Genomic DNA, 18,524 nt, shown 5'->3' with positions numbered 1-18,524 from the left:
TGACTTACTTTCCCGGGTCAGCCGGTTTCTGCTTTCCGGGGTCAGCCGGTTCCTGCTGCAGGCCGATCAGCGCCCCTCCGATCGATTGGCGCCACACGCTCTCGGCGCCGTCCCCGAGCACGCCCCGCAGCTCCAGCGACGCGAGCCCGTGCACGAGCGCGAACAGGTTCAATCCGACCTCGAGCTCCGCCCGCCCCGGGAAGATCCGGTCGGCGATCGCCCGGCGCACCACCCGGAGCACCCGCTCAAAACTGCGGTAGACGAGCGCGAACAGCGGATCGGCCTGCGAGGCGCCCGGGCTGACCGTGCCGAAGAACAGGTCGTACAGCTTCGGCTGCTCGAGCGCGGCCGCCCGGTACGCGAGCGCCAACTCGACGATCTCGGCGATCGGATCGTCCGACCCGGGCACCGCCTCGTGATGCCGGCGCATGGTCTCGGCCACTTCGATCGAGAGCGCTCGCAACAGGCCGTCCTTGTCGTCGAAGAGGCTGTACACCGCGCGCGTCGACGTGCCGACCGTGGCGGCCACCCGGCGCACCGACACCGCCCCGGGCCCCTCGGCGTGCAGCAACTCGGCGGCGGCGGTGAGCAGAGCGGCCCGGGTTTGCGCTCCGTGCTCCTTCGGGCGTCCCATGGTTCCCACCATACCGGGACGGTGTTACGTTACGCCGTAACGAAACTGGCGAGAACGGGGAGGTCACCGTGGATTACGACGTCATCGTGGTCGGCGCCCGGGTGGCCGGCTCGGCGACCGCGATGCTGCTGGCCCGAGGCGGCCTGCGGGTGCTGGTCGTCGACCGGGCCCGGTTCCCGAGCGACACGCTCTCCAGCCACCAGGTGCAGCTGCCCGGCGGAGCGCTGCTGCGCCGGTGGGGCATCCTCGACAGGCTGATCGAAAGCGGCACCCCGCCCGCCCGCGGCGTTCTCTTCGACCCCGGCCCCGCCGTCCTCCGCGGCGACTATCAGCCCCACGACGGGGTCGACGCCGTCTACAGCCCGCGGCGCACCCTCCTGGACACCGTGCTGATCGACGAGGCCCGCGCGGCCGGCGCCGCGATCGAGGAGGGCTTCATCGTGGCGAATCCGATCGGGAACGACCGCATCACCGGCATCCGAGGCCGTGCCAAGAACGCCACCACCGATCGCACGATCACGGCCAACCTGGTGATCGGCGCCGACGGCAAACACTCCACGATCGCCCGAACGGTGCAGGCTCGGACGTATCGCGCACGTCCGCCCGCCTCGGCGGCCTGCTACGCCTACTTCGCCGACCTGCCGGTCAAGGGCGGCGAGGTCTACACCCGCCCCGATCGCATGGTCGGCCTCTGGCCGACCGACGACAACCTCACCATCGTCTATCTGGGCGTGCCGGCCGCGCGCTTTTCCGCCGTACGCGATGAGCGAGGTTTCCGGGCCGACGTGTCCGAGGTGGCCGATCTCGGCGTTCGGCTGGCCGCCGCCTCGCGGGTGGAGCACCTGCGCGCCACCACCGACCTGCCCGGCCTGATGCGGAAACCGTACGGACCCGGCTGGGCGCTGGCCGGGGACGCGGGCCTGGTCATGGACCCGATCACCGGCCAGGGTATCGGCAACGCCCTGCGCGACGCGGACCTCCTCGCGAGCGCGATCCTCGCCGGGGACGGGCTGGCCGGGGGCCGGCCGCATGATCGCGACCGGGCATTTCGCGACTACCACCGCCGCCGGGACGCCGCCCGCCGCCCGATCTACGACCTGACCGCTCGATTCGCGTCGTTCCGGCCGGACCCGGCGGGGGAGTTGCTGTTCCCGGCGCTGTCCGAGAACCCGGCCCAGGTGAGCCGTTTCCTCGGCGTGCTGACCGGCACGGTCGCCATCCGCGACTTCTTCAGCCCGGCCAACCTGCGCCGCATCGTCGGCACCCGCACCCTGCTCCGGATGGTGGCCGCCCGATCCCGTTGACCAGGGGCTGCATCGGCTGGGTTGGCGCGAGTGCTGGTGGTCGGGCGGCCGCGCACGGCTTGCGGCCGGGTGCTTGTGGCCGGCGGGCCGCGCACGGGTCGCGGCGGGGTGCTTGTGGTCGGGGGCCGGGCACGGGTTGCGGGTGGCAGGTCGGTCGCACCCAGAGACGGTGCGTAGCCCCGTTTCGGTGCGTGCGGATGGTGCACGGACCGTCAACGGGCGAGACCGGAACCCGACTCAGGGGTTCTGCCGGCGGCTCGGCGGGCGCCGAATCGAGTGATGGAGAAAAAGCAGTTCCGGGAGATTTTCGAGGATCGGGCGCTGGTGGTCGCCGATGTGCCGGCCGGGACCGCCCGGGACCTGGCGGCCGCGGCGAACCGGCCGGCGGGTCCGGGCGACGCGACTCTGCGTACTCGCGCGGAGTTCGATGCGCTGTTCGCTGCGATCGAGGCGGCCGGTGATGAACAGTTGGTCGACACGTACCGGAAATGTTCGGTGGGGAAAGACCAGTTCTTCGCGCAGGAGATGTACCAGGTCGCGATCACCGACTGGCCGACCGCCGACATGCGGCCCGAGGAACCGGTCGTGGCGAGCGGGAACGCGCGGATCGCCCTGTGGCGTGCCGAGCCCGGCGATCAGCGGGTGATTCCGTCGGCCGACGACGCCGGGGTGCTGTACACGACCGACACCTTTTCGCTCGTGAACAGCGGGAACAAGACCAAGTACGCGCCCAAGCGGTCGTGGAAGGTGGACGCCGATCCGGGTGACGACGACGACAAGATCGTCGGGATGACGCGGCTCAACCTCAAGTCGATGTACAACGATCCGTCACAGATGCGCGAGGCGATCGCCTGGGCGCTGTTCACGCGGGCGAAGGTCCCGGCCGCGCGGCACACCTACGCCCGGGTCGCGATCAACGGCGGCTATCAGGGGCTCTATTCGCTGATCGAACAGGTCGACAAGGGCTTCCTCCGGGAGCGGTTCGGAGCGAACGACCGCGGCAACCTGTACAAGGCCTACTGCGGCGACGTGGGCTGCGCGACGCTCGAGCATCGGGTCGGATCGGACGGCGACGACGGCGGCGGGCAGTACTTCACCCGGCACGACCACCCGGATCTGACCTACCGCCTCAAGACCAACGAGAACGACGCCGATCTCAACGGCTATGACGATCTGGCCGACCTCGTCCGGGTCATCAATGCGGGTTCTTTCGCCTCGGACAACTTCCGCTCGGCCGTGGAGGACATCTTCGACGTACGGAGTTTTCTGCGCTGGGCAAGTCTGAACGTTCTGCTCGGCAGCTGGGACAACTACTTCGCGACCCCGGCGAACTACTACCTCTACAACGGCGGCCGTCCCGGCGCCGCCAAGGATTTCTTCGACAAGCCGTACTTCACGTTCATCCCGTGGGACTACGACAACTGCCTCGGGATCGACTACTTCGGCACGGCCTGGCAATACACCGATCTGCTGGACTGGCCGGCCAACACCAAGGCCTACCATCAGGGCAAGGGCGTGTCGCGGATCCCGCTCGTCACGAACCTGCTGGCCAACCACGACTTCGCCCAGTACTACCTGGACCACCTCGAACACCTGCTGGACACCGACTTCACCCCGGCGGCGCTGACCGATCGGATGGCCGCACTGTGGCCGAGAGTGATCCCGTCGGCCTACTACGAGGCGAACTTCCCGACCTCGGCGCCCTTCACCGGACGCCAGTTCACCAACGACGAGGTCTACCGGGCCGGGCACGAGCAGTTCGAGGTGCGGCAAGCCAACGAGTTCGTGCTCGGGATCTATCACTACGCACGGATGAGATACGACAGCGCCCGCGATCAGTTGGCGGCGCTGCGCGATCGGTATCCGGCCGGAGCGAGCGGTGCTCAGTTCTGATGCGACTGATCGGCGAGGCCCGCATCCGGGACCTGCTTCCGGCCGGATCGCCCGGCCGGTTGGAGGCGAGCGGCGTGGTCTTCGTGGGCGACGAACGGGCACCACTCGCCGGCGACGGCCCGCTGTTGGACGGCCGCTATCTGGTCATCTGCGACAACCTGCGAGCGGTCGCTCGAATCGGCGCCGACCTTACTCGGGTAGCCGCCAACGACGTGGTGTGGACGCCGCCGGCCACGTCGTCGGTGGGGTACGAGGACATCGCCCGCGATCCGAGCACCGGGCATGTCTTCCTGCTCATCGAATCCGAGCGCCGCGGGGGTGGCGGCGAGGTCGGGGGCGGGCGCCGCGCGGGTCGCGGCGAGGCCGGCAGGCGGAACGGGCGCCGGAGCGGGAGGGCGGCCGAGGGCGAGCCCCTCTTCCAGGCGCGGGTCGAGGAGTACGACGCCGACCTGAACCCGATCGCCTCCGGCTGGCTCGAATACCCGCTCGCGCGGCCGAACAAGGGCCTCGAAGGCCTGGAGCTCGTGCGCCGGGACAACGACGTACACCTGCTTGGTTTGCATGAATCCGGGGGGTTGCTGGTTTTCCGGCAGGGACGGCGCAACTGGAAGCACGTCGCGGCCGTCGACCTGCCGGACGACCTGGACCTGGCCGACTACAGCGGCATCTCGATCGCCGGCCGCCGGGTCGCGCTGATCTCGCAGCAGTCGGCCACGCTCTGGGTGGGCGAGCTCGCGCCGGACACCTGGTCGGTCACCGGGCCGGGGAGCACGTATCGGTTTCCGCGCGGCTATTGCACGGTCGAGGGGGTGTGCTGGCAGGGGCTGTCGACCGTGGTGGTCGTTTCCGATCGCAGCAAACGCGGCTCGCAGCCGGCCTCCTGCCGCGCCAAGGAGGAGTCGCTGCACCTGTTCACGATCGATGAATGACTCCGATCGTGTGCGCGCCGTCCCGGTCGGGGGCAGGATTTATCGCATGAGTGACTGGAACGACCAGATCATCGCGGAGTTCCGCGGCAACCACGGCAAGGTGGGCGGCAACTTCGCCGGGCGGTCGATGCTGCTGTTGCACACCGTGGGCCGGCGCAGCGGGCAGGCGCGCGTCAACCCGGTGGTCTATCAGCGGGTCGGGGACGCCTATGCGGTGTTCGCGTCGAAGGGCGGGGCACCGACCAACCCGGACTGGTATCACAACCTGCTCGCCGAGCCACGGGTCCGGGCCGAGATCGGGGACGCGACCGTGGACCTGGTCGCCCGGGTGGCGAGCGGGGACGAGCGGGAGCGCGTCTGGGCGGCGCAGAAGGCGGACATGCCGGGCTTCGCCGACTACGAGAAGAAGACGACCCGCCAGATTCCGGTGGTCTTCCTCGAGCCTCCCGATTAGATCCTCGGGCCATCCCACGAGGACGGCGCCGGTGGACCTCATCCACCGGCGCCTTGGGAAGCCAGAGCCTCAGGACGCCGGAGCGCGTCGAGAGGATCGTCAGGCCGCGACGAGCTCCTCGTCGTCGACCTCGTCATCGTCGTCGTCGGCGGCGGCCAGCTGCCTGGTCAAACCCTCGCCCTCGACGTCGACGTTCGGCAGGGTGCGGTCGAGCCACCTTGGCAGCCACCAGCCGGCCCGGCCGAACAGGGACAACACGGCCGGCACGATCGTCATGCGGACCACGAACGCGTCCACCGCCACGCCGAACGCCAGTGCGAAGCCCAGCGTCTTGATGATCGTGTCGTCGGCCAGGATGAAGCCGGCGAAGACGCTGATCATGATGAGGGCGGCGGCGGTGACCACGCGGGCGCCGTGGCGCATTCCGGTCACGATCGCGTCGTTCGGGGCGGCGCCGTGCACGTACTCCTCGCGGGTGCGGGTGACCAGGAAGACCTCGTAGTCCATGGCCAGGCCGAACAGGATGCCGATCAGGAAGATCGGCATCAGGCTGATGATCGGGCCGGTGGAGTCGACGCCGATCAATCTCGCCAGGTGGCCCTGCTGGAAGACGAAGACCACCGCGCCGAACGTGGCGGCCACCGACAGCAGGAAGCCGAGCGTGGCCTTGAGCGGCACCAGCACGCTGCGGAACACCAGCATGAGCAGCACGAACGCCAGGCCGACGACGATCGCCAGGTAAGGCACGAGCGCCTTGGTGATCTTGTCGGTGACGTCGATGTTGACCGCGGTGGTCCCGGTGACGGCCAGCGACGCGCCGTCGATGTCGGGCAGCGCGCGGATCGCGGTGACCAGATCCTGGGTGGACTCGGCGGTGGCGCCGCCGGCCGGGATCACGGTCAGCATCGCGGTGTCGCCGGCCGGGTTCAGGGTCGCCGGCGTAACGAGCACGACGTCCTTGAGACCGGAAATGGTCTGCTGCGCGGTGGCCGCTGCCGCCTTGGAGGCGTGCTCCATCACCACGATCAGCGGCCCGTTGAACCCGGCGCCGAAGCCCTCGGACAGCTGGTCGTAGGCCTTGCGCTGGGTCGACGCGGGCGACGCGGTGCTGTCGTCCGGCAGGGCCAGGTGCAGGTCGAGGGCCGGCGCCGCGACCGCGCCGATCACCGCAAGGGAAAGAACAAGAGCAACAACCCGATTCTTGAGTACGAGTCGAGCCCACCGCTCACCGAAGCGCATCTTGCCGTTCCGGGCGCGGAAGCCGGCCCGGTCCTTCTTGGCGAGCACCATGCGGCCCGCGAAGCCGAGCAGCGCCGGGGTCAGCGTCAGCGTGATCAGCACGGCCATGCCCACGGTGAACGCGGCGGCCAGGCCCATCGCGGACAGGAACGGTATGCCGGTGACGCTCAGTGCCACCAGCGCGATGATCACGGTGAGACCGGCGAAGACCACGGCCGAGCCGGCGGTGCCGGTGGCGCGGCCCGCCGCCTCTTCGCCGTCGCGCCCCTCGGCCAGTTCGTGCCGGAAGCGGGAGACGATGAACAGCGCGTAGTCGATGCCGACAGCCAGGCCGAGCATCGTGGCGAGGGCCGAGGTCGACGAGGACAGGTCGAAGAAGCCGGTGGCGATCTGGATGCCGGTCATGCCCAGCGCCACGCCGATGATCGCGGTGAGCAGCGGCAGGCCGGCGGCGACCAGCGCGCCGAACGTGACGACCAGGACGAACGCGGCGATGACGATGCCGAGGCCCTCGCTGGAGGCGCCGCCCTGCTGAGCGGCGAGCATCTCGCCGGAGTACTCGACGCCCACACCCGCCGACTTGGCCGTGTCGCCGGCGGCGAACAGGGCGGTCCGCGCGGCGTCGGTGACCTCGGGGGCGGTGGCGGAGTACGAGACCGTGGCGTACCCGGTCTGCAGGTCTTGGGAAATGGTCCTGGAGGCGAAAGGATCGGCGACCGAGACGACCTGAGGGGCCTTCCGGAGCGCGGCGACGGCCTTCTCGATCGCGGCGGTCTGGGTGCCGCCGGTGAGTTTGGCGTCCCCGGTGACGGTGAAGACGACCTTGGCGGTGGCCCCGCCGGCGCCGGCACCGAACTTCTGCTCGAGCACGTCCATCGCCCGGAACGACTCGGTCCCGGGGATCGAGAACGCGTCGCTGGTGGGGCCGGACAGCGTCGCCGCGCCCACCCCGAAGACGGCGAGCAGCAGCACCCACAGCAGGCCGACCAGTTTCCGCCGGCGGAACGAGAACCGGCCCAGCCGGTACAGCAGCGACGCCACGAAGCCTCCCCCTCGAAAGTCGCCTTACGTTCGGCGCCGCAGTGGGGGAGCTGAGACTTACCGATCGGCTAGGAAGCACCTAGCCGAGCGGTAAGGATCACACTTGCTGACTGGCCAGTTTTGTCGCCGTCGGGTCGATACGATCACGGCGTGACGCAAGGGGTGCGGCCGCGCGGCGCCGGCCGGGCGCAGTTGCACGAGACCGCGCTGCGCCTGTTCGCGCGCGACGGGGTCGAGGGCACGTCGCTGCAGGCGATCGCCGACGACATGGGCGTTACCAAGGCCGCGGTCTACCACCACTACCGCAGCAAGGACGAGCTGGTGCTCGGCGTGCTGGCGCCGCTGTTCACCGAGCTGGACGCGATCGTCGACCGGGCCGCGGCGCACCGATCCCGTTCGGCCCGGCTCGACGAGTTCCTGACCGGCGTCGTCGGGCTGATCGTCGACAGCCACTCGCGATTCGCGGTGCTCGTGCGGGACCCGTACGTCGGGCGGCTGATGGAGACCCACCACGACCTCGCCGGCTGGTGGATGCGGGTCACCGACAAGATCATCGGGGCGGGCGCCGACCCGATCATGCCGACCGCGCTGATCGTGTTTCTGAGCGGGATGACGGCGCCGCTCACCAAGCCGCCGGTCCCGGGGCTGGACGCCGGGACACAGCGCGCGCTGCTGATCGAATGCGGTCGGCGGATCTTGCAAATCAGGCGTCGTACGGCCTAGATTCCGCCCTTCCGCCGTAACGCCGGCCGGCGCTGAGACGCGCTATGCCTGGCCGAGCGCTCGGGTGCTGGAGTGCGATGTCTGGCCGTGGGTCGCTTCGCGCGACGCCGGCCAACGTGCGCGTGCTGGGCGGGAGGCCGGCCAGCACCCGCGTGCCGGGCGGGAGGCCGGCCAGCACCCGCGTGCTGGGCGGGAGGCCGGCCCAAATGTGCGCGTGCTGGGCGCGAAGCCGTCGTCCCGGAGAGCGTCACCGCGACGTGCGGCCAGCGCGCGTGCTGAGCGCGACGGCGGCCAACGCGCGCGTGCTGGGAGCGACGCCGGCCGACGTCCGCGGGCTGGGCGGTGTCTGCGGGCTGGGCGGTGTCTGCGTGCTGGGCGGTGTCCGCGTGCTGGGCGGTGTCCGCGTGCTGGGCGGTGTCCGCGTGCTGGGCGGTGTCCGCGTGCTGGGCGGTGTCCGCGGGCTGGGCGGTGTCCGCGGGCTGGGCGGTGTCCGCGGGCTGGGCGGCGTCCGCGGGCTGGGCGGCGTCCGCGTGCTGGGCGGTGTCTGCGGGCTGGGCGGTGTCTGCGGGCTGGGCGGTGTCTGCGGGCTGGGCGGTGTCTGCGGGCTGGGCGGTGTCTGCGGGCTGAGCGCGATGCCGCCCGGGCGGAGCGGCGCGCGGCCGAGGGTGCCGGGACGCCCGGGGTGCCGGGGACGGCGACGCTGATGAATTTGTCTGCGCAACGCGCTGACCTGCGTGGTGTTAGCGATAACAATTGCTCCTGGAGACCAGCGTTGACACCTGTGTTGTTAGCGATAACAATGCTGAAACGCCCCCTCAACGTGAGAGGTTCCCCCACATGCCCGTTGACCCCACCGTGGCCTGCGTGGTCGGTGTCGATTACGGCACCCTCTCCGGCCGCGCGGTCGTCGTCCGTGTGTCGGACGGCGCGGAGCTCGGCTCCGCGGTGCACGACTACTCCCACGCGGTGCTCACCGATGCGCTGCCCGACGGCACCCCGCTCGGCCATGACTGGGCCCTGCAGGTCCCCTCCGACTACGTCGACGTGCTCAAGACCGCCGTGCCCGCCGCGCTCGCGGCCGCCGGGGTCGACCCGGCGCACGTCATCGGCATCGGCACCGACTTCACGGCCTGCACGATGGTGCCCACGCTCGCCGACGGGACTCCATTGTGCGAGCTGCCGGATTGGCGTGGCCGTCCCCACGCGTACGTCAAGCTCTGGAAGCACCACGCCGCCCAGCCGCAAGCGGATCGGATCAACGAGCTCGCCGCGAAGCGCGGCGAGCCCTGGCTTGCCCGCTACGGCGGGCTGATCTCCTCGGAGTGGGAGTTCGCCAAGGGCCTGCAGCTGCTGGAGGAGGATCCGGAGGCGTACGCGGCCACCGCGCGCTGGGTCGAGGCCGCCGACTGGATCGTCTGGCAGCTCACCGGCCGTTACGTGCGCAATGCCTGCACCGCCGGTTACAAGGGCATCCTGCAGGATGGCCAGTACCCGTCCCGGGCGTTCCTGGCCGAGCTCAACCCGGCTTTCGAGAATTTCGTGACCGACAAGCTCGAGCAGCCGATCGGGCAGTTGGGCGACGCGGCCGGCACCCTCACCGGGCAGGCCGCGCAGTGGACCGGCCTGCCCGAGGGCATCGCGGTCGCGGTCGGCAACGTCGACGCGCACGTCACCTCCGCCGCGGCGAAGGCGCTCGATCCCGGTCAGATGGTCGCGATCATGGGCACCTCCACCTGCCACGTGATGAACGGCGACGAGGTCCGCGAGGTCCCCGGCATGTGCGGCGTGGTCGACGGCGGGATCGTGGCCGGCCTCTGGGGATACGAGGCGGGGCAGAGCGGCGTCGGGGACATTTTCGGCCACTATGTCGACAACCTGGGCGCCGAGTGGACGCACGAGCGGCTCACTTCATCGGCGGCGTCGCAGCGGCCCGGCGAGCATGGCCTGATCGCGCTCGACTGGCACAACGGGAACCGGTCGGTGCTGGTCGACGCCGAACTGTCCGGCCTGCTGGTGGGGGAGACGCTCGCGACCAAGCCGGCCGACATCTACCGAGCGCTGATCGAGGCGACCGCCTTCGGCACCCGCAAGATCGTCGAGACGTTCACCGCGGCCGGCGTGCCGGTGCGCGAGTTCATCGCGGCCGGCGGCCTGCTCAAGAACAAACTGCTCATGCAGATCTATGCGGACGTGCTCAACATGCCGCTCTCCGCGATCGGGTCCGATCAGGGGCCGGCGCTCGGCTCGGCCATCCATGCGGCGGCGGCCGCGGGTGCGTACCCGTCCGTGCGCGCGGCGGCCGAGGCGATGGGCCGCGTCGTACCGAATGCGTTTCTTCCCGATCCTTCCGCGGCGGCGATCTACGACGAGATCTATGCCGAGTACTCGACGCTGCACGACTACTTCGGCCGGGGCGCGAACCGGGTCATGCGGAAGCTGCGGGCCATCCAGCGGAAGGCCGCTTCGTGAGCCTTTCCGACATCAGGAAGATGGTCGCCGATCTGCACGCCGAACTGCCCCGCAACGACCTGGTGGTGTGGACCGCCGGAAACGTGTCGGCCCGGGTGCCCGGCGAGGACCTGCTGGTGATCAAGCCGTCCGGCGTCTCCTACGACGAGATCAGCGCCGACGCCATGGTGGTCACCGACCTCGACGGCAACCTGGTCGAGGGCGAGCACAAACCGTCCAGCGACACCGCCGCGCACGCCTACGTGTACAAGCACATGCCGGACGTTCAGGGCGTCGTGCACACCCATTCCACGTACGCGACCGCCTGGGCCGCCCGCGCCGAGCCGATCCCGTGCGTGCTCACGATGATCGCGGACGAGTTCGGCGGCGAGATCCCGGTCGGCCCGTTCGCGCTGATCGGCGACGACTCGATCGGCCGCGGCATCGTCGAGACGCTGCGCGGCCATCGCTCGCCGGCCGTGCTCATGCGCAACCACGGCGTCTTCACCATCGGCCGTTCCGCCCGCGACGCGGTGAAGGCCGCCGTCATGTGCGAGGACGTGGCGCGCACCGTGCACATCGCCCGGCAGATCGGCACGCCCCGGCCGATCGATCAGGCGGACATCGATTCCCTGTACGCCCGCTACCAGAACGTCTACGGACAGGAGCCCGTCGCATGAAGTCCCAGGTATGGTTCCTGACCGGCAGCCAGCACCTCTACGGCCCGGAGACGCTCGACCAGGTGGCCGCCCAGTCCGCCGAGATCCAGGGCCTGCTCACCGACGCCGGCCTGAGCGCCGAGATCGTCGGCAAGCCGGTGCTCACCGACTCGGGCGCGATCCGCCAGGTGATGCTCGAGGCCAACGCCGACCCGTCCTGTCTCGGCGTGATCGCCTGGATGCACACCTTCTCCCCGGCCAAGATGTGGATCACCGGCCTCGACGTGCTGCGCAAACCGCTGTTGCACCTGCATACGCAACACAACCAGTCGCTGCCATGGGCAACCATCGACATGGACTTCATGAACCTGAACCAGGCCGCGCACGGCGATCGGGAGTTCGGGTTCATCCAGGCCCGGCTGGGCGTGCCACGCAAGACGATCGCCGGGCACGCGGCCGACCCCGTGGTGGCGCAGCGGATCGACGCGTGGGTCCGGGCCGCGGCGGGCTTCGCCCACCTGCGGACCCTGCGGCTGGCCCGCTTCGGCGACAACATGCGCGACGTGGCGGTGACCGAGGGCGACAAGGTCGAGGCCGAGCTGCGCTTCGGCGTCTCGGTCAACACGTACGGGGTGAACGACCTGGTCGCGGTCGTCGACGCGGTCTCGGACGCCGACGTGGACGCCTTGGTCGCCGAATACTCCGACGTGTACGACCTGGCCCCCGAGCTGCGCAAGGACGGCGAGCGGCACGACTCGCTGCGCTACGCGGCGCGGATCGAGGCCGGCCTGCGCCAGTTCCTGGTCACCGGCGGTTTCGGCGCGTTCACCACGAACTTCGAGGATCTCGGCGGCCTGCGCCAGCTCCCCGGCCTCGCCGTGCAGCGCCTGATGGCCGACGGCTACGGCTTCGGCGGCGAGGGCGACTGGAAGACCTCCGCCCTGCTTGCCGCCGTGAAGGCGATGGGCGCCGGCGCCGGCCGCGGCACCTCCTTCATGGAGGACTACACCTACCACTTCGGCCCCGGCGAGCCGAAGATCCTGGGCGCCCACATGCTCGAGGTCTGCCCGACGATCGCCGCCGACCGCCCGCGCTGCGAGATCCACCCGCTCGGCATCGGCAACCGAGAGGACCCGGTCCGCCTGGTCTTCGACGCCGCCACCGGCCCCGGCGTAGTGATCGGCCTGGCCGACATGGGCGACCGCTTCCGCCTGGTGGCCAACGAGATCGAGGTCGTGCCGCCGGACGAGCCGCTGCCGTCACTGCCGGTGGCGCGCGCGGTGTGGAAGCCCCAGCCCTCCCTCTCCACGTCGGCCGAGTGCTGGCTGACCGCAGGCGGCCCACACCACACCGTGATGACCCAGGCGGTCGGCTCCGAGACCCTGCGCGACTTCGCCGACATGGAGCGCACCGAACTCCTGCTGATCGACGACCGCACCACGCCCTTCGACTTCGCCGACCGCGTGCGGTGGAACCAGGCCTACTACCGCCTCTCCCGCCCCATCTGATCTGCCGGCTTCTCCGGCCCCATCTGATCTGCCGGCTTCTCCGGCCCCATCTGATCTGCCGGCCTCTCCCACCTCATCTGATCTGCCCGCCTCTCCGCCCCATCTGATCTGCCCGCCTCTCCCGCTCCGTCTGATCTGCCCCTCTGATCTGGGCGTCTGATCAGACCATCTGATCTCCCCACTTGATCTGCCCGTCTGGGCCGGCCGGTTGCCGTCCGGCGCCGCTTTCTTCCTGCAGGAGGCGGCGCCGGCTCGTTGCTCCTTCGCGTCGACCGTCGACGTGGCAGGCGTCTCGCCGGGCGGCGATCGGCTGGCGGCGGCTCACCGTGCTGCTTTCCTGTTTCCTGCCGCCTTCGGCGCCGGTTCCGCAACGAGCTCTACGACCGGCACGAGCACTTGATCGCGGTCTGGAACGCCTTCCGTGACACCCGGACCGAGCGGCGAGCGGTCGAGTGGCTGAGCCATAACCAGCCGATCACCGAGAGGCGGCCGACCGGTATCTGGCCGCCCATCCGGACCCGGACGAGTCCTGATCCGATCCCCGCCCGGCATGACTGGACTTCTTACAGCTCGTCTTTCATGACTCCAGTTATGCGGCCACGGGCTGTGTGGCGTTTTCAAAGAACAAAGACCGCGTTCCGTATTGCCTCCGATTGTGGCCCGTCGGCTGGGTTGGGGGATCGGACCAGGGTCTCTCATACCGTGGTCCGATGTGCTCGGCGGCTGCCTCTGGCAACCTCGTTCGCAGCGGTTCAGCGAGTCGGTCCGCATTATCGGGCCGGGTTGGCACGAGCCGATGCCGAAATTTGAGGACGTCGAATACAAGGAGATCGGGCGAAACGACAGGCCGCGCGCGGGCAAGGGCGGCGCGCGGGCAAAGGCGGCGCGCGGGCAAAGGCGGCGCGCGGGCAAGGGCGGCGCGTGGGCAAGGGCGGCGCGGGCAAGGGCGGCGCGCGGACGAGGGCGGCGCGCGGACAAGGCGACGCGAGGTCGTGCCGGGCCTAGGAAGGCTGGATGCGTCGACGGCAAGACCGCGAGGGAGGAGGACGGCGAGGCCAAGTGCTCGAAGGTGCCGGGCTCCACGAAATGGTACTTCTGAGACAGGCCACTCGACAAAAAGTGGGCGAATGCGGACGGAGGTTTTGCCACTGACGGATGGTCGTACCGGCCTATGTAGATCTTTTGACTGAGTGGGCGGCGGCGGGATGGTTGACTTCCGGCCATGCCGATCAAGCGGTACGGAGTTCTGCGTGCGACGGTTGTTGATCGTCGGGTGGAGACGACGGATACGCCTCATTATCAGATTCGATTGCGGGCCGGCGCGGTGGAGTATCGGGCGGCCGTCAATGTGCGGTCGCAGGAGCGGCCGCCGGAGTTGCTGTATTTGGCGGTGGACAACTTTCAGCATCCGATTCTCGAGCGGGTTGCTGCGCTGGCCGACGGGTTTACCGAGCTGAGCAGTGACGGGTCGGGGGCGGCGCTGGACTACATCCGGGGGAATCTGTTTCAGCGGGAGATGATGCGGCCGGTGCCTACGGCCGAGCCGGGGCCGGAGAACGACCTCGGGGACTTCCTCGACCATTACGTGCAGAAGGCGCTGGGCGACGCGGACGCGCGGGCCTACGTGTTCGGGCAGGCATGGGGGCCGGAGCCGACCACCAAGGACAAGGTGTTCGGGTTCCTGCCGGGCAACGGCGTGCACGACGTACATATGAATCAGGGGAACAGTGGCCGGTTCGCCGATGACGACGGCGTTTTCCAGGACGGCGCGTTGCTGCTGCATTTTCCGGGGAGCGACAGCTGGGTGGCGATCTTCCTTGCCTTCCAGTCGCAGTCGTTTCACACCGACGATGTCACGGGGCATACGGTGCCGGAGATTCCCGCGCCGGGGCCGGCGCCCGCGCCTGGTCCGGACGAGCCGGACCATCTCGTGCGGGTGGTCGCCGCCCTCGTCAACCCGGTCGGCCCGGCGCCCGAGCACGAGACCGTGACGCTGCTGAACACGTCGCCGGGGGAGATCGACCTGAGTGGGTGGCAGATCGTCGATCGGGCCGGTAACCGCTCTGCGCTCGCCGGTCGGCTGGGGGCCGGTGAGACGGCCCGGGTTGCGGTGGCGCCTCCGGTGCAACTGGGCAACCGGGGCGGGACCATCACGCTGCTCGACGCGCGTGGGCTCAAGGTCGACGGCGTTGCGTACACCTCGGACCAGTCCACTCGGGAGGGCTGGACCATCAAGTTCTGAACTCCATATAGAGCCGTACTCCATATAGAGCCGTGCCCGCCGGTCGTTGACGGCCGGCGGGCACGCGCCCCTGCGAGCGTCACACCGGAGCGTCACACCTGGGTGAGCCGGATGGCCGTCCAGGAGACGGGTGGGAGCGAGGCGTGCAGTTCGCCCTCCTCGACCCAGGCCGTCGCGTTCGGCTTCGGCGTCACCCGGTCTGGGTCGTCCTCGGTGTTGGCCGCCGTCAGGTCGTCGTCGGCCAGGGTCCACGACTCGGCGATCCGGAAGCGGCGCCCGAAGGCCGCCACGCCGACCGCCAGATCGGCCGGCTCGGACAGGCTGCGGTTGACCACGAAGACCGTGACGTCGCCGGACTCCGGGTCGTGCGTCGCCACCGCGTCCAGTGACGGTACCGTGCCGAACCGGGCCGTCTCGTACGACGGGCCGCGCAGTTCGACCCGCAGCACGTCGCCCTTGGCCAGCCGCGAGGTCAGCGCGAACGGGTGGAAGATGGTCTGCCGCCAGGCCGGGCCGCCCGGCTCGGAGCGGATCGGCGCGATCACGTTGACCAGCTGCGCCTGGCAGGCGGCGGTGACCCGGTCGCTGTGCCGCAGCAGCGAGATCAGCAGGTTGCCGACCACCACCGCGTCGGCCACGTTGTAGCAGTCCTCGATCACCCGGGGCGCTACCGCCCATTCGCTCGTCTTGCGGGTGGCCTCCCAGCGCTTCAGATACCAGACGTTCCACTCGTCGAAGGAGATGGTGAGCTTCTTCCTGCTCTTCAGCCGGGCCCCGACGCTGTCCGCGGTGGCGACCACACTCTCCACGAAGTGATCCATGTCGACTGCCGAGGCGAGGAAGCTCGCCAGGTCCCCGTCGAGCGGCTCGTAGTACGCGTGCGCCGAGATGTAGTCCACCTCGTCGTACGCGAGCTCGAGGACCTGCGACTCCCAGGCGGCGAAGGTGGGCATGGACGAGCCCGAGCTGCCGCAGGCGACCAGTTCGACATCGGGGTCCGCCGCCCGCAGCGCCCGTGCGGTTTCGGCGGCCAGCCGCCCGTACTCGATGGCGGTTTTGTGCCCTAGTTGCCACGGCCCGTCCAGCTCGTTGCCGAGGCAGAACATCCGAATCCCGTACGGTTTCTCGGAGCCGTGGGTGCGGCGCAGGTCGGAGAGCCGGGTGCCGGACGGATGGTTCAGGTACTCGTGGACGTCGAGGGCCTCCTGCACGCCCCGGGTGCCGAGGTTGACCGCGTACATGACCTCGACCCCGGCCTTCTGCGCCCAGCGCATGAACTCGTCGATGCCGACCTCGTTGGTCTCCAGGCTGTGCCAGGCGAGCTCGCGCCGCACCGGCCGGTCGGCGGCCGGGCCGATGCCGTCCTCCCAGCGGTACCCGGAGACGAAGTTGCCGCCGGGGTAGCGCACCACCGACACGCCCAGCTCGCGGGTCAGGGCGAGCACGTCCCGCCGGAAGCCGTCCTCGTCGGCGGTCGGGTGGGACGGCTCGTAGATGCCGGTGTAGACGCAGCGGCCCATGTGCTCGACGAAGGAGCCGAACGTGCGGCGGGAGACCGGCGCGATGGTGAAGGTCGGATCGAGGCGGAACGAGGCGTGCAGCACGGGACTCCAGGTTTACTTGAGGCTGCCCACCGACAACCCGCCCTGCCAGTACTTCTGCAGGGTGAGGAAGGCGATGATCAGCGGGATGACCGACACGAGCGAGCCGATGATGATCAGGTTCCAGAGGGACTGGCCGCCGCCGTTGTTGGCGCTGGCCAGCTGTTCCCAGAGGCCGATGCCGACGGTCAGCGGATAGAGCTTCGAACTTGACAGTACGGTCAGCGGCAGGAAGAAGTTGTTCCAGGTCGCGACGATCGACAGCAGCGCCACGGTGACCACGCCGGGCCGCATCAGCGGCAGCGCCACCCGCCAGAAGGTCCGCAGCTCGCCGGCCCCGTCGATCCGAGCCGCGTCGAGCAGCTCGTCGGGGATCGACGCGCCCGCGTACACCCGCATCAGGTAGACCGCGAACGGGCTGAGCAGGGACGGCAGGATCACCGCCCAGATCGTGTCGATCAGGCCGACCTTGCTCATCAGCACGAAGGTGGGGATGACCAGCGCGGTCAGCGGCACCATCACCGAGCCCAGCACGAGGGCGAAGACGATGTTGCGGCCGCGGAAGGTGAACTTCGCGAAGCCGTAGCCGGCCAGCACCGAGACGACCGTGCAGCCCAGGCCGCCGGCGAACGCGTACAGCGCCGAGTTTCCGAGCCAGCGAAGGTATTCGCCGTTGTTGAAGGTGAACAGCGCGTGCAGGTTGTCGAACAGGTGGAAGCCGTTGAACCAGAGCGCCCCGCTGCCCGAGAACAGGCCCCGGGCGTTCTTCGTGCTGGCCACCACGACCCACCACACCGGGATCAGGAAGTAACAGCACAGCGCCAGCAGCAGGAGTTTTGCCCAGACGTGCCGCGGCCTGGTCATGTGAAGAGACTCCCTCGCTTGCGGGTGACGACCATGAAGATGGCGACGGCCACGAACACCACGAAGCCGAGCGCGAAGGAGATGGCCGACGCGTAGTTGAACTGCGCGTAGTTGAAGGCCAGCTCGTACGCGTAGATGTTCGGGGTGAAGTCGGGGGTGATCGAGCCGTTCGCGATCGGGCGCAGAATTTGCGGCTCGCTGAAGAACTGGAGCGTGCCGATCAGCGAGAAGACCAGGATCAACGCGAGCGCCGAGCCGACCATGGGCACCTTGACCCGCAGCGCGATCTGCCGGGCGGTGGCGCCGTCGATCCGGGCCGCCTCGTAGATCGAGGAGTCGATGCCCTTGAGCGCCGCGTAGATGATGATCATGTAGTACCCGGACCATTGCCAGGTGACGACGTTCAGCAATCCGTAGAACACGTTGCCCTGGCTGAGCAGGAACGGTGCCCGGAAGTCGAAGAACGAGGCGATCTGCTCGATCGGGCCGAACGTCGGGCTGTACAGAAAGCCCCACATGAGAGCGCCGAGAACGACCGGGATCGCGTACGGAAGAAAGATGACCAAACGCGATAACCTGGCCAGCCGGCCGGTGATCTCGTCGAGCAGCAGCGCCGCGACCAGGGCCACGAGGATCTGCAACGGGATCACCACGACGCTGAACTTCAGCACGAACCACAGGCCCTTGCGGAACGACGGGTCGCCGAACGCCCGGGTGTAGTTGTCGATCCCGGCGAAGGTGGTGCCGGTGGCCAGGCCCTTGGTCCACAGGCTCAGGTAGCCGGCGTAGACCAGCGGCGCCACCAGGAAGGCGACGAACACCAGCAGGAACGGGAGGATGAACAGCCAGCCCGCGTTGCCGCGGCGGACCTTGCCGCCGCGCGCGACCGGGAGGGCCGGTACGGAGCTGCCGGCGCTGACCGGCGTCTCGACTGCCATGGGACTAGCTCCCCAGGTGGAGCCGGGCGGCTCGCGCCGCCCGGCCG

At 69.5% G+C, this 18,524-nt stretch carries 15 protein-coding genes; 10 read left to right on the top strand and 5 right to left on the bottom strand.

The features are described 5' to 3' along the window. Positions 1-4: 4 nt before the first annotated feature. Positions 5-634, bottom strand: a complete 630-nt coding sequence (locus ODJ79_RS20910; RefSeq protein WP_263025200.1) for a TetR/AcrR family transcriptional regulator — start codon at positions 632-634, stop codon at positions 5-7. Positions 635-702: 68 nt separating this feature from the next. Here ODJ79_RS20910 and ODJ79_RS20905 point away from each other — a divergent pair, with 68 nt between their 5' ends. From ODJ79_RS20905 to ODJ79_RS20890, 4 genes are all read left to right on the top strand, one after another. Further along, positions 703-1,938, top strand: coding sequence for an NAD(P)/FAD-dependent oxidoreductase (locus ODJ79_RS20905; protein WP_263025199.1), 1,236 nt, complete (start codon positions 703-705; stop codon positions 1,936-1,938). Between the two features lie 279 nt (positions 1,939-2,217). After that, entirely contained in the window at positions 2,218-3,831 is a 1,614-nt protein-coding gene (locus tag ODJ79_RS20900) for a CotH kinase family protein (RefSeq protein ID WP_263025198.1), read from the top strand. Next, complete coding sequence (locus tag ODJ79_RS20895) at positions 3,831-4,760, top strand: hypothetical protein (protein ID WP_263025197.1); 930 nt, start codon at positions 3,831-3,833, stop codon at positions 4,758-4,760. Before ODJ79_RS20900 ends, ODJ79_RS20895 begins: the two co-directional genes overlap by 1 nt. Positions 4,761-4,806: 46 nt before the next feature. Next, entirely contained in the window at positions 4,807-5,214 is a 408-nt protein-coding gene (locus ODJ79_RS20890; RefSeq protein WP_263025196.1) for a nitroreductase family deazaflavin-dependent oxidoreductase, read from the top strand. Positions 5,215-5,313: 99 nt separating this feature from the next. Here the strand turns inward: ODJ79_RS20890 and ODJ79_RS20885 are convergent, their stop codons facing one another. Continuing rightward, the gene (locus ODJ79_RS20885) at positions 5,314-7,494 is read right to left on the bottom strand and encodes an MMPL family transporter (RefSeq protein ID WP_263025195.1); all 2,181 of its coding nucleotides are present in this window, start codon (positions 7,492-7,494) and stop codon (positions 5,314-5,316) included. Between the two features lie 150 nt (positions 7,495-7,644). Here ODJ79_RS20885 and ODJ79_RS20880 point away from each other — a divergent pair, with 150 nt between their 5' ends. The 6 genes from ODJ79_RS20880 to ODJ79_RS20855 all read left to right on the top strand — a co-directional run bounded on the left by ODJ79_RS20880 (position 7,645) and on the right by ODJ79_RS20855 (position 15,074). Beyond that, a complete protein-coding gene (locus ODJ79_RS20880; protein ID WP_263025194.1) occupies positions 7,645-8,217 on the top strand; it encodes a TetR/AcrR family transcriptional regulator in 573 nt (190 codons plus the stop codon). A 257-nt stretch (positions 8,218-8,474) separates the two neighbouring features. Continuing rightward, the gene (locus ODJ79_RS20875) at positions 8,475-8,921 is read left to right on the top strand and encodes a hypothetical protein (protein WP_263025193.1); all 447 of its coding nucleotides are present in this window, start codon (positions 8,475-8,477) and stop codon (positions 8,919-8,921) included. Between the two features lie 133 nt (positions 8,922-9,054). After that, positions 9,055-10,686, top strand: coding sequence for a ribulokinase (gene araB / locus ODJ79_RS20870; protein WP_263025192.1), 1,632 nt, complete (start codon positions 9,055-9,057; stop codon positions 10,684-10,686). Further along, positions 10,683-11,345, top strand: a complete 663-nt coding sequence (locus ODJ79_RS20865) for an L-ribulose-5-phosphate 4-epimerase (protein ID WP_263025191.1) — start codon at positions 10,683-10,685, stop codon at positions 11,343-11,345. Before araB ends, ODJ79_RS20865 begins: the two co-directional genes overlap by 4 nt. Further along, on the top strand, positions 11,342-12,832 hold the full coding sequence (araA, locus tag ODJ79_RS20860) for an L-arabinose isomerase (protein ID WP_263025190.1): 1,491 nt from the start codon (positions 11,342-11,344) through the stop codon (positions 12,830-12,832). Before ODJ79_RS20865 ends, araA begins: the two co-directional genes overlap by 4 nt. Positions 12,833-14,054: 1,222 nt before the next feature. Beyond that, positions 14,055-15,074 carry a DUF2278 family protein gene (locus ODJ79_RS20855; protein ID WP_263025189.1) on the top strand — a complete coding sequence of 340 codons (1,020 nt, stop codon included), beginning with the start codon at positions 14,055-14,057 and terminating at the stop codon, positions 15,072-15,074. 92 nt (positions 15,075-15,166) lie between these two features. Here the strand turns inward: ODJ79_RS20855 and ODJ79_RS20850 are convergent, their stop codons facing one another. Genes ODJ79_RS20850 through ODJ79_RS20840 form a run of 3 tightly spaced genes read right to left on the bottom strand, consistent with a single transcriptional unit; the run spans position 15,167 to position 18,477 of the window. Beyond that, positions 15,167-16,678 carry an alpha-N-arabinofuranosidase gene (locus tag ODJ79_RS20850; RefSeq protein ID WP_263025188.1) on the bottom strand — a complete coding sequence of 504 codons (1,512 nt, stop codon included), beginning with the start codon at positions 16,676-16,678 and terminating at the stop codon, positions 15,167-15,169. Positions 16,679-16,690: 12 nt separating this feature from the next. Next, on the bottom strand, positions 16,691-17,539 hold the full coding sequence (locus ODJ79_RS20845) for a carbohydrate ABC transporter permease (protein ID WP_263025187.1): 849 nt from the start codon (positions 17,537-17,539) through the stop codon (positions 16,691-16,693). Further along, on the bottom strand, positions 17,536-18,477 hold the full coding sequence (locus ODJ79_RS20840; RefSeq protein ID WP_263025186.1) for a carbohydrate ABC transporter permease: 942 nt from the start codon (positions 18,475-18,477) through the stop codon (positions 17,536-17,538). Before ODJ79_RS20840 ends, ODJ79_RS20845 begins: the two co-directional genes overlap by 4 nt. Between the last annotated feature and the right edge of the window lie 47 nt (positions 18,478-18,524).

The organism is Actinoplanes sp. KI2 (assembly GCF_025630775.1).
In the GTDB taxonomy this organism is placed as follows: domain Bacteria; phylum Actinomycetota; class Actinomycetes; order Mycobacteriales; family Micromonosporaceae; genus Actinoplanes.
The sequence above is the reverse complement of the archived record's forward strand: the minus strand, read 5'-3'. Positions and strand labels throughout refer to the sequence as shown.

What these genes read in the sequence shown, in the direction of transcription:
- ODJ79_RS20910 (WP_263025200.1), bottom strand. Translation starts at nt 634, where the DNA reads ATGGGACGCCCGAAGGAGCACGGAGCGCAAACCCGGGCCGCTCTGCTC.
- ODJ79_RS20900 (WP_263025198.1), top strand. Translation starts at nt 2,218, where the DNA reads ATGGAGAAAAAGCAGTTCCGGGAGATTTTCGAGGATCGGGCGCTGGTG.
- ODJ79_RS20895 (WP_263025197.1), top strand. Translation starts at nt 3,831, where the DNA reads ATGCGACTGATCGGCGAGGCCCGCATCCGGGACCTGCTTCCGGCCGGA.
- ODJ79_RS20890 (WP_263025196.1), top strand. Translation starts at nt 4,807, where the DNA reads ATGAGTGACTGGAACGACCAGATCATCGCGGAGTTCCGCGGCAACCAC.
- araB (WP_263025192.1), top strand. Translation starts at nt 9,055, where the DNA reads ATGCCCGTTGACCCCACCGTGGCCTGCGTGGTCGGTGTCGATTACGGC.
- araA (WP_263025190.1), top strand. Translation starts at nt 11,342, where the DNA reads ATGAAGTCCCAGGTATGGTTCCTGACCGGCAGCCAGCACCTCTACGGC.
- ODJ79_RS20855 (WP_263025189.1), top strand. Translation starts at nt 14,055, where the DNA reads ATGCCGATCAAGCGGTACGGAGTTCTGCGTGCGACGGTTGTTGATCGT.
- ODJ79_RS20845 (WP_263025187.1), bottom strand. Translation starts at nt 17,539, where the DNA reads ATGACCAGGCCGCGGCACGTCTGGGCAAAACTCCTGCTGCTGGCGCTG.
- ODJ79_RS20840 (WP_263025186.1), bottom strand. Translation starts at nt 18,477, where the DNA reads ATGGCAGTCGAGACGCCGGTCAGCGCCGGCAGCTCCGTACCGGCCCTC.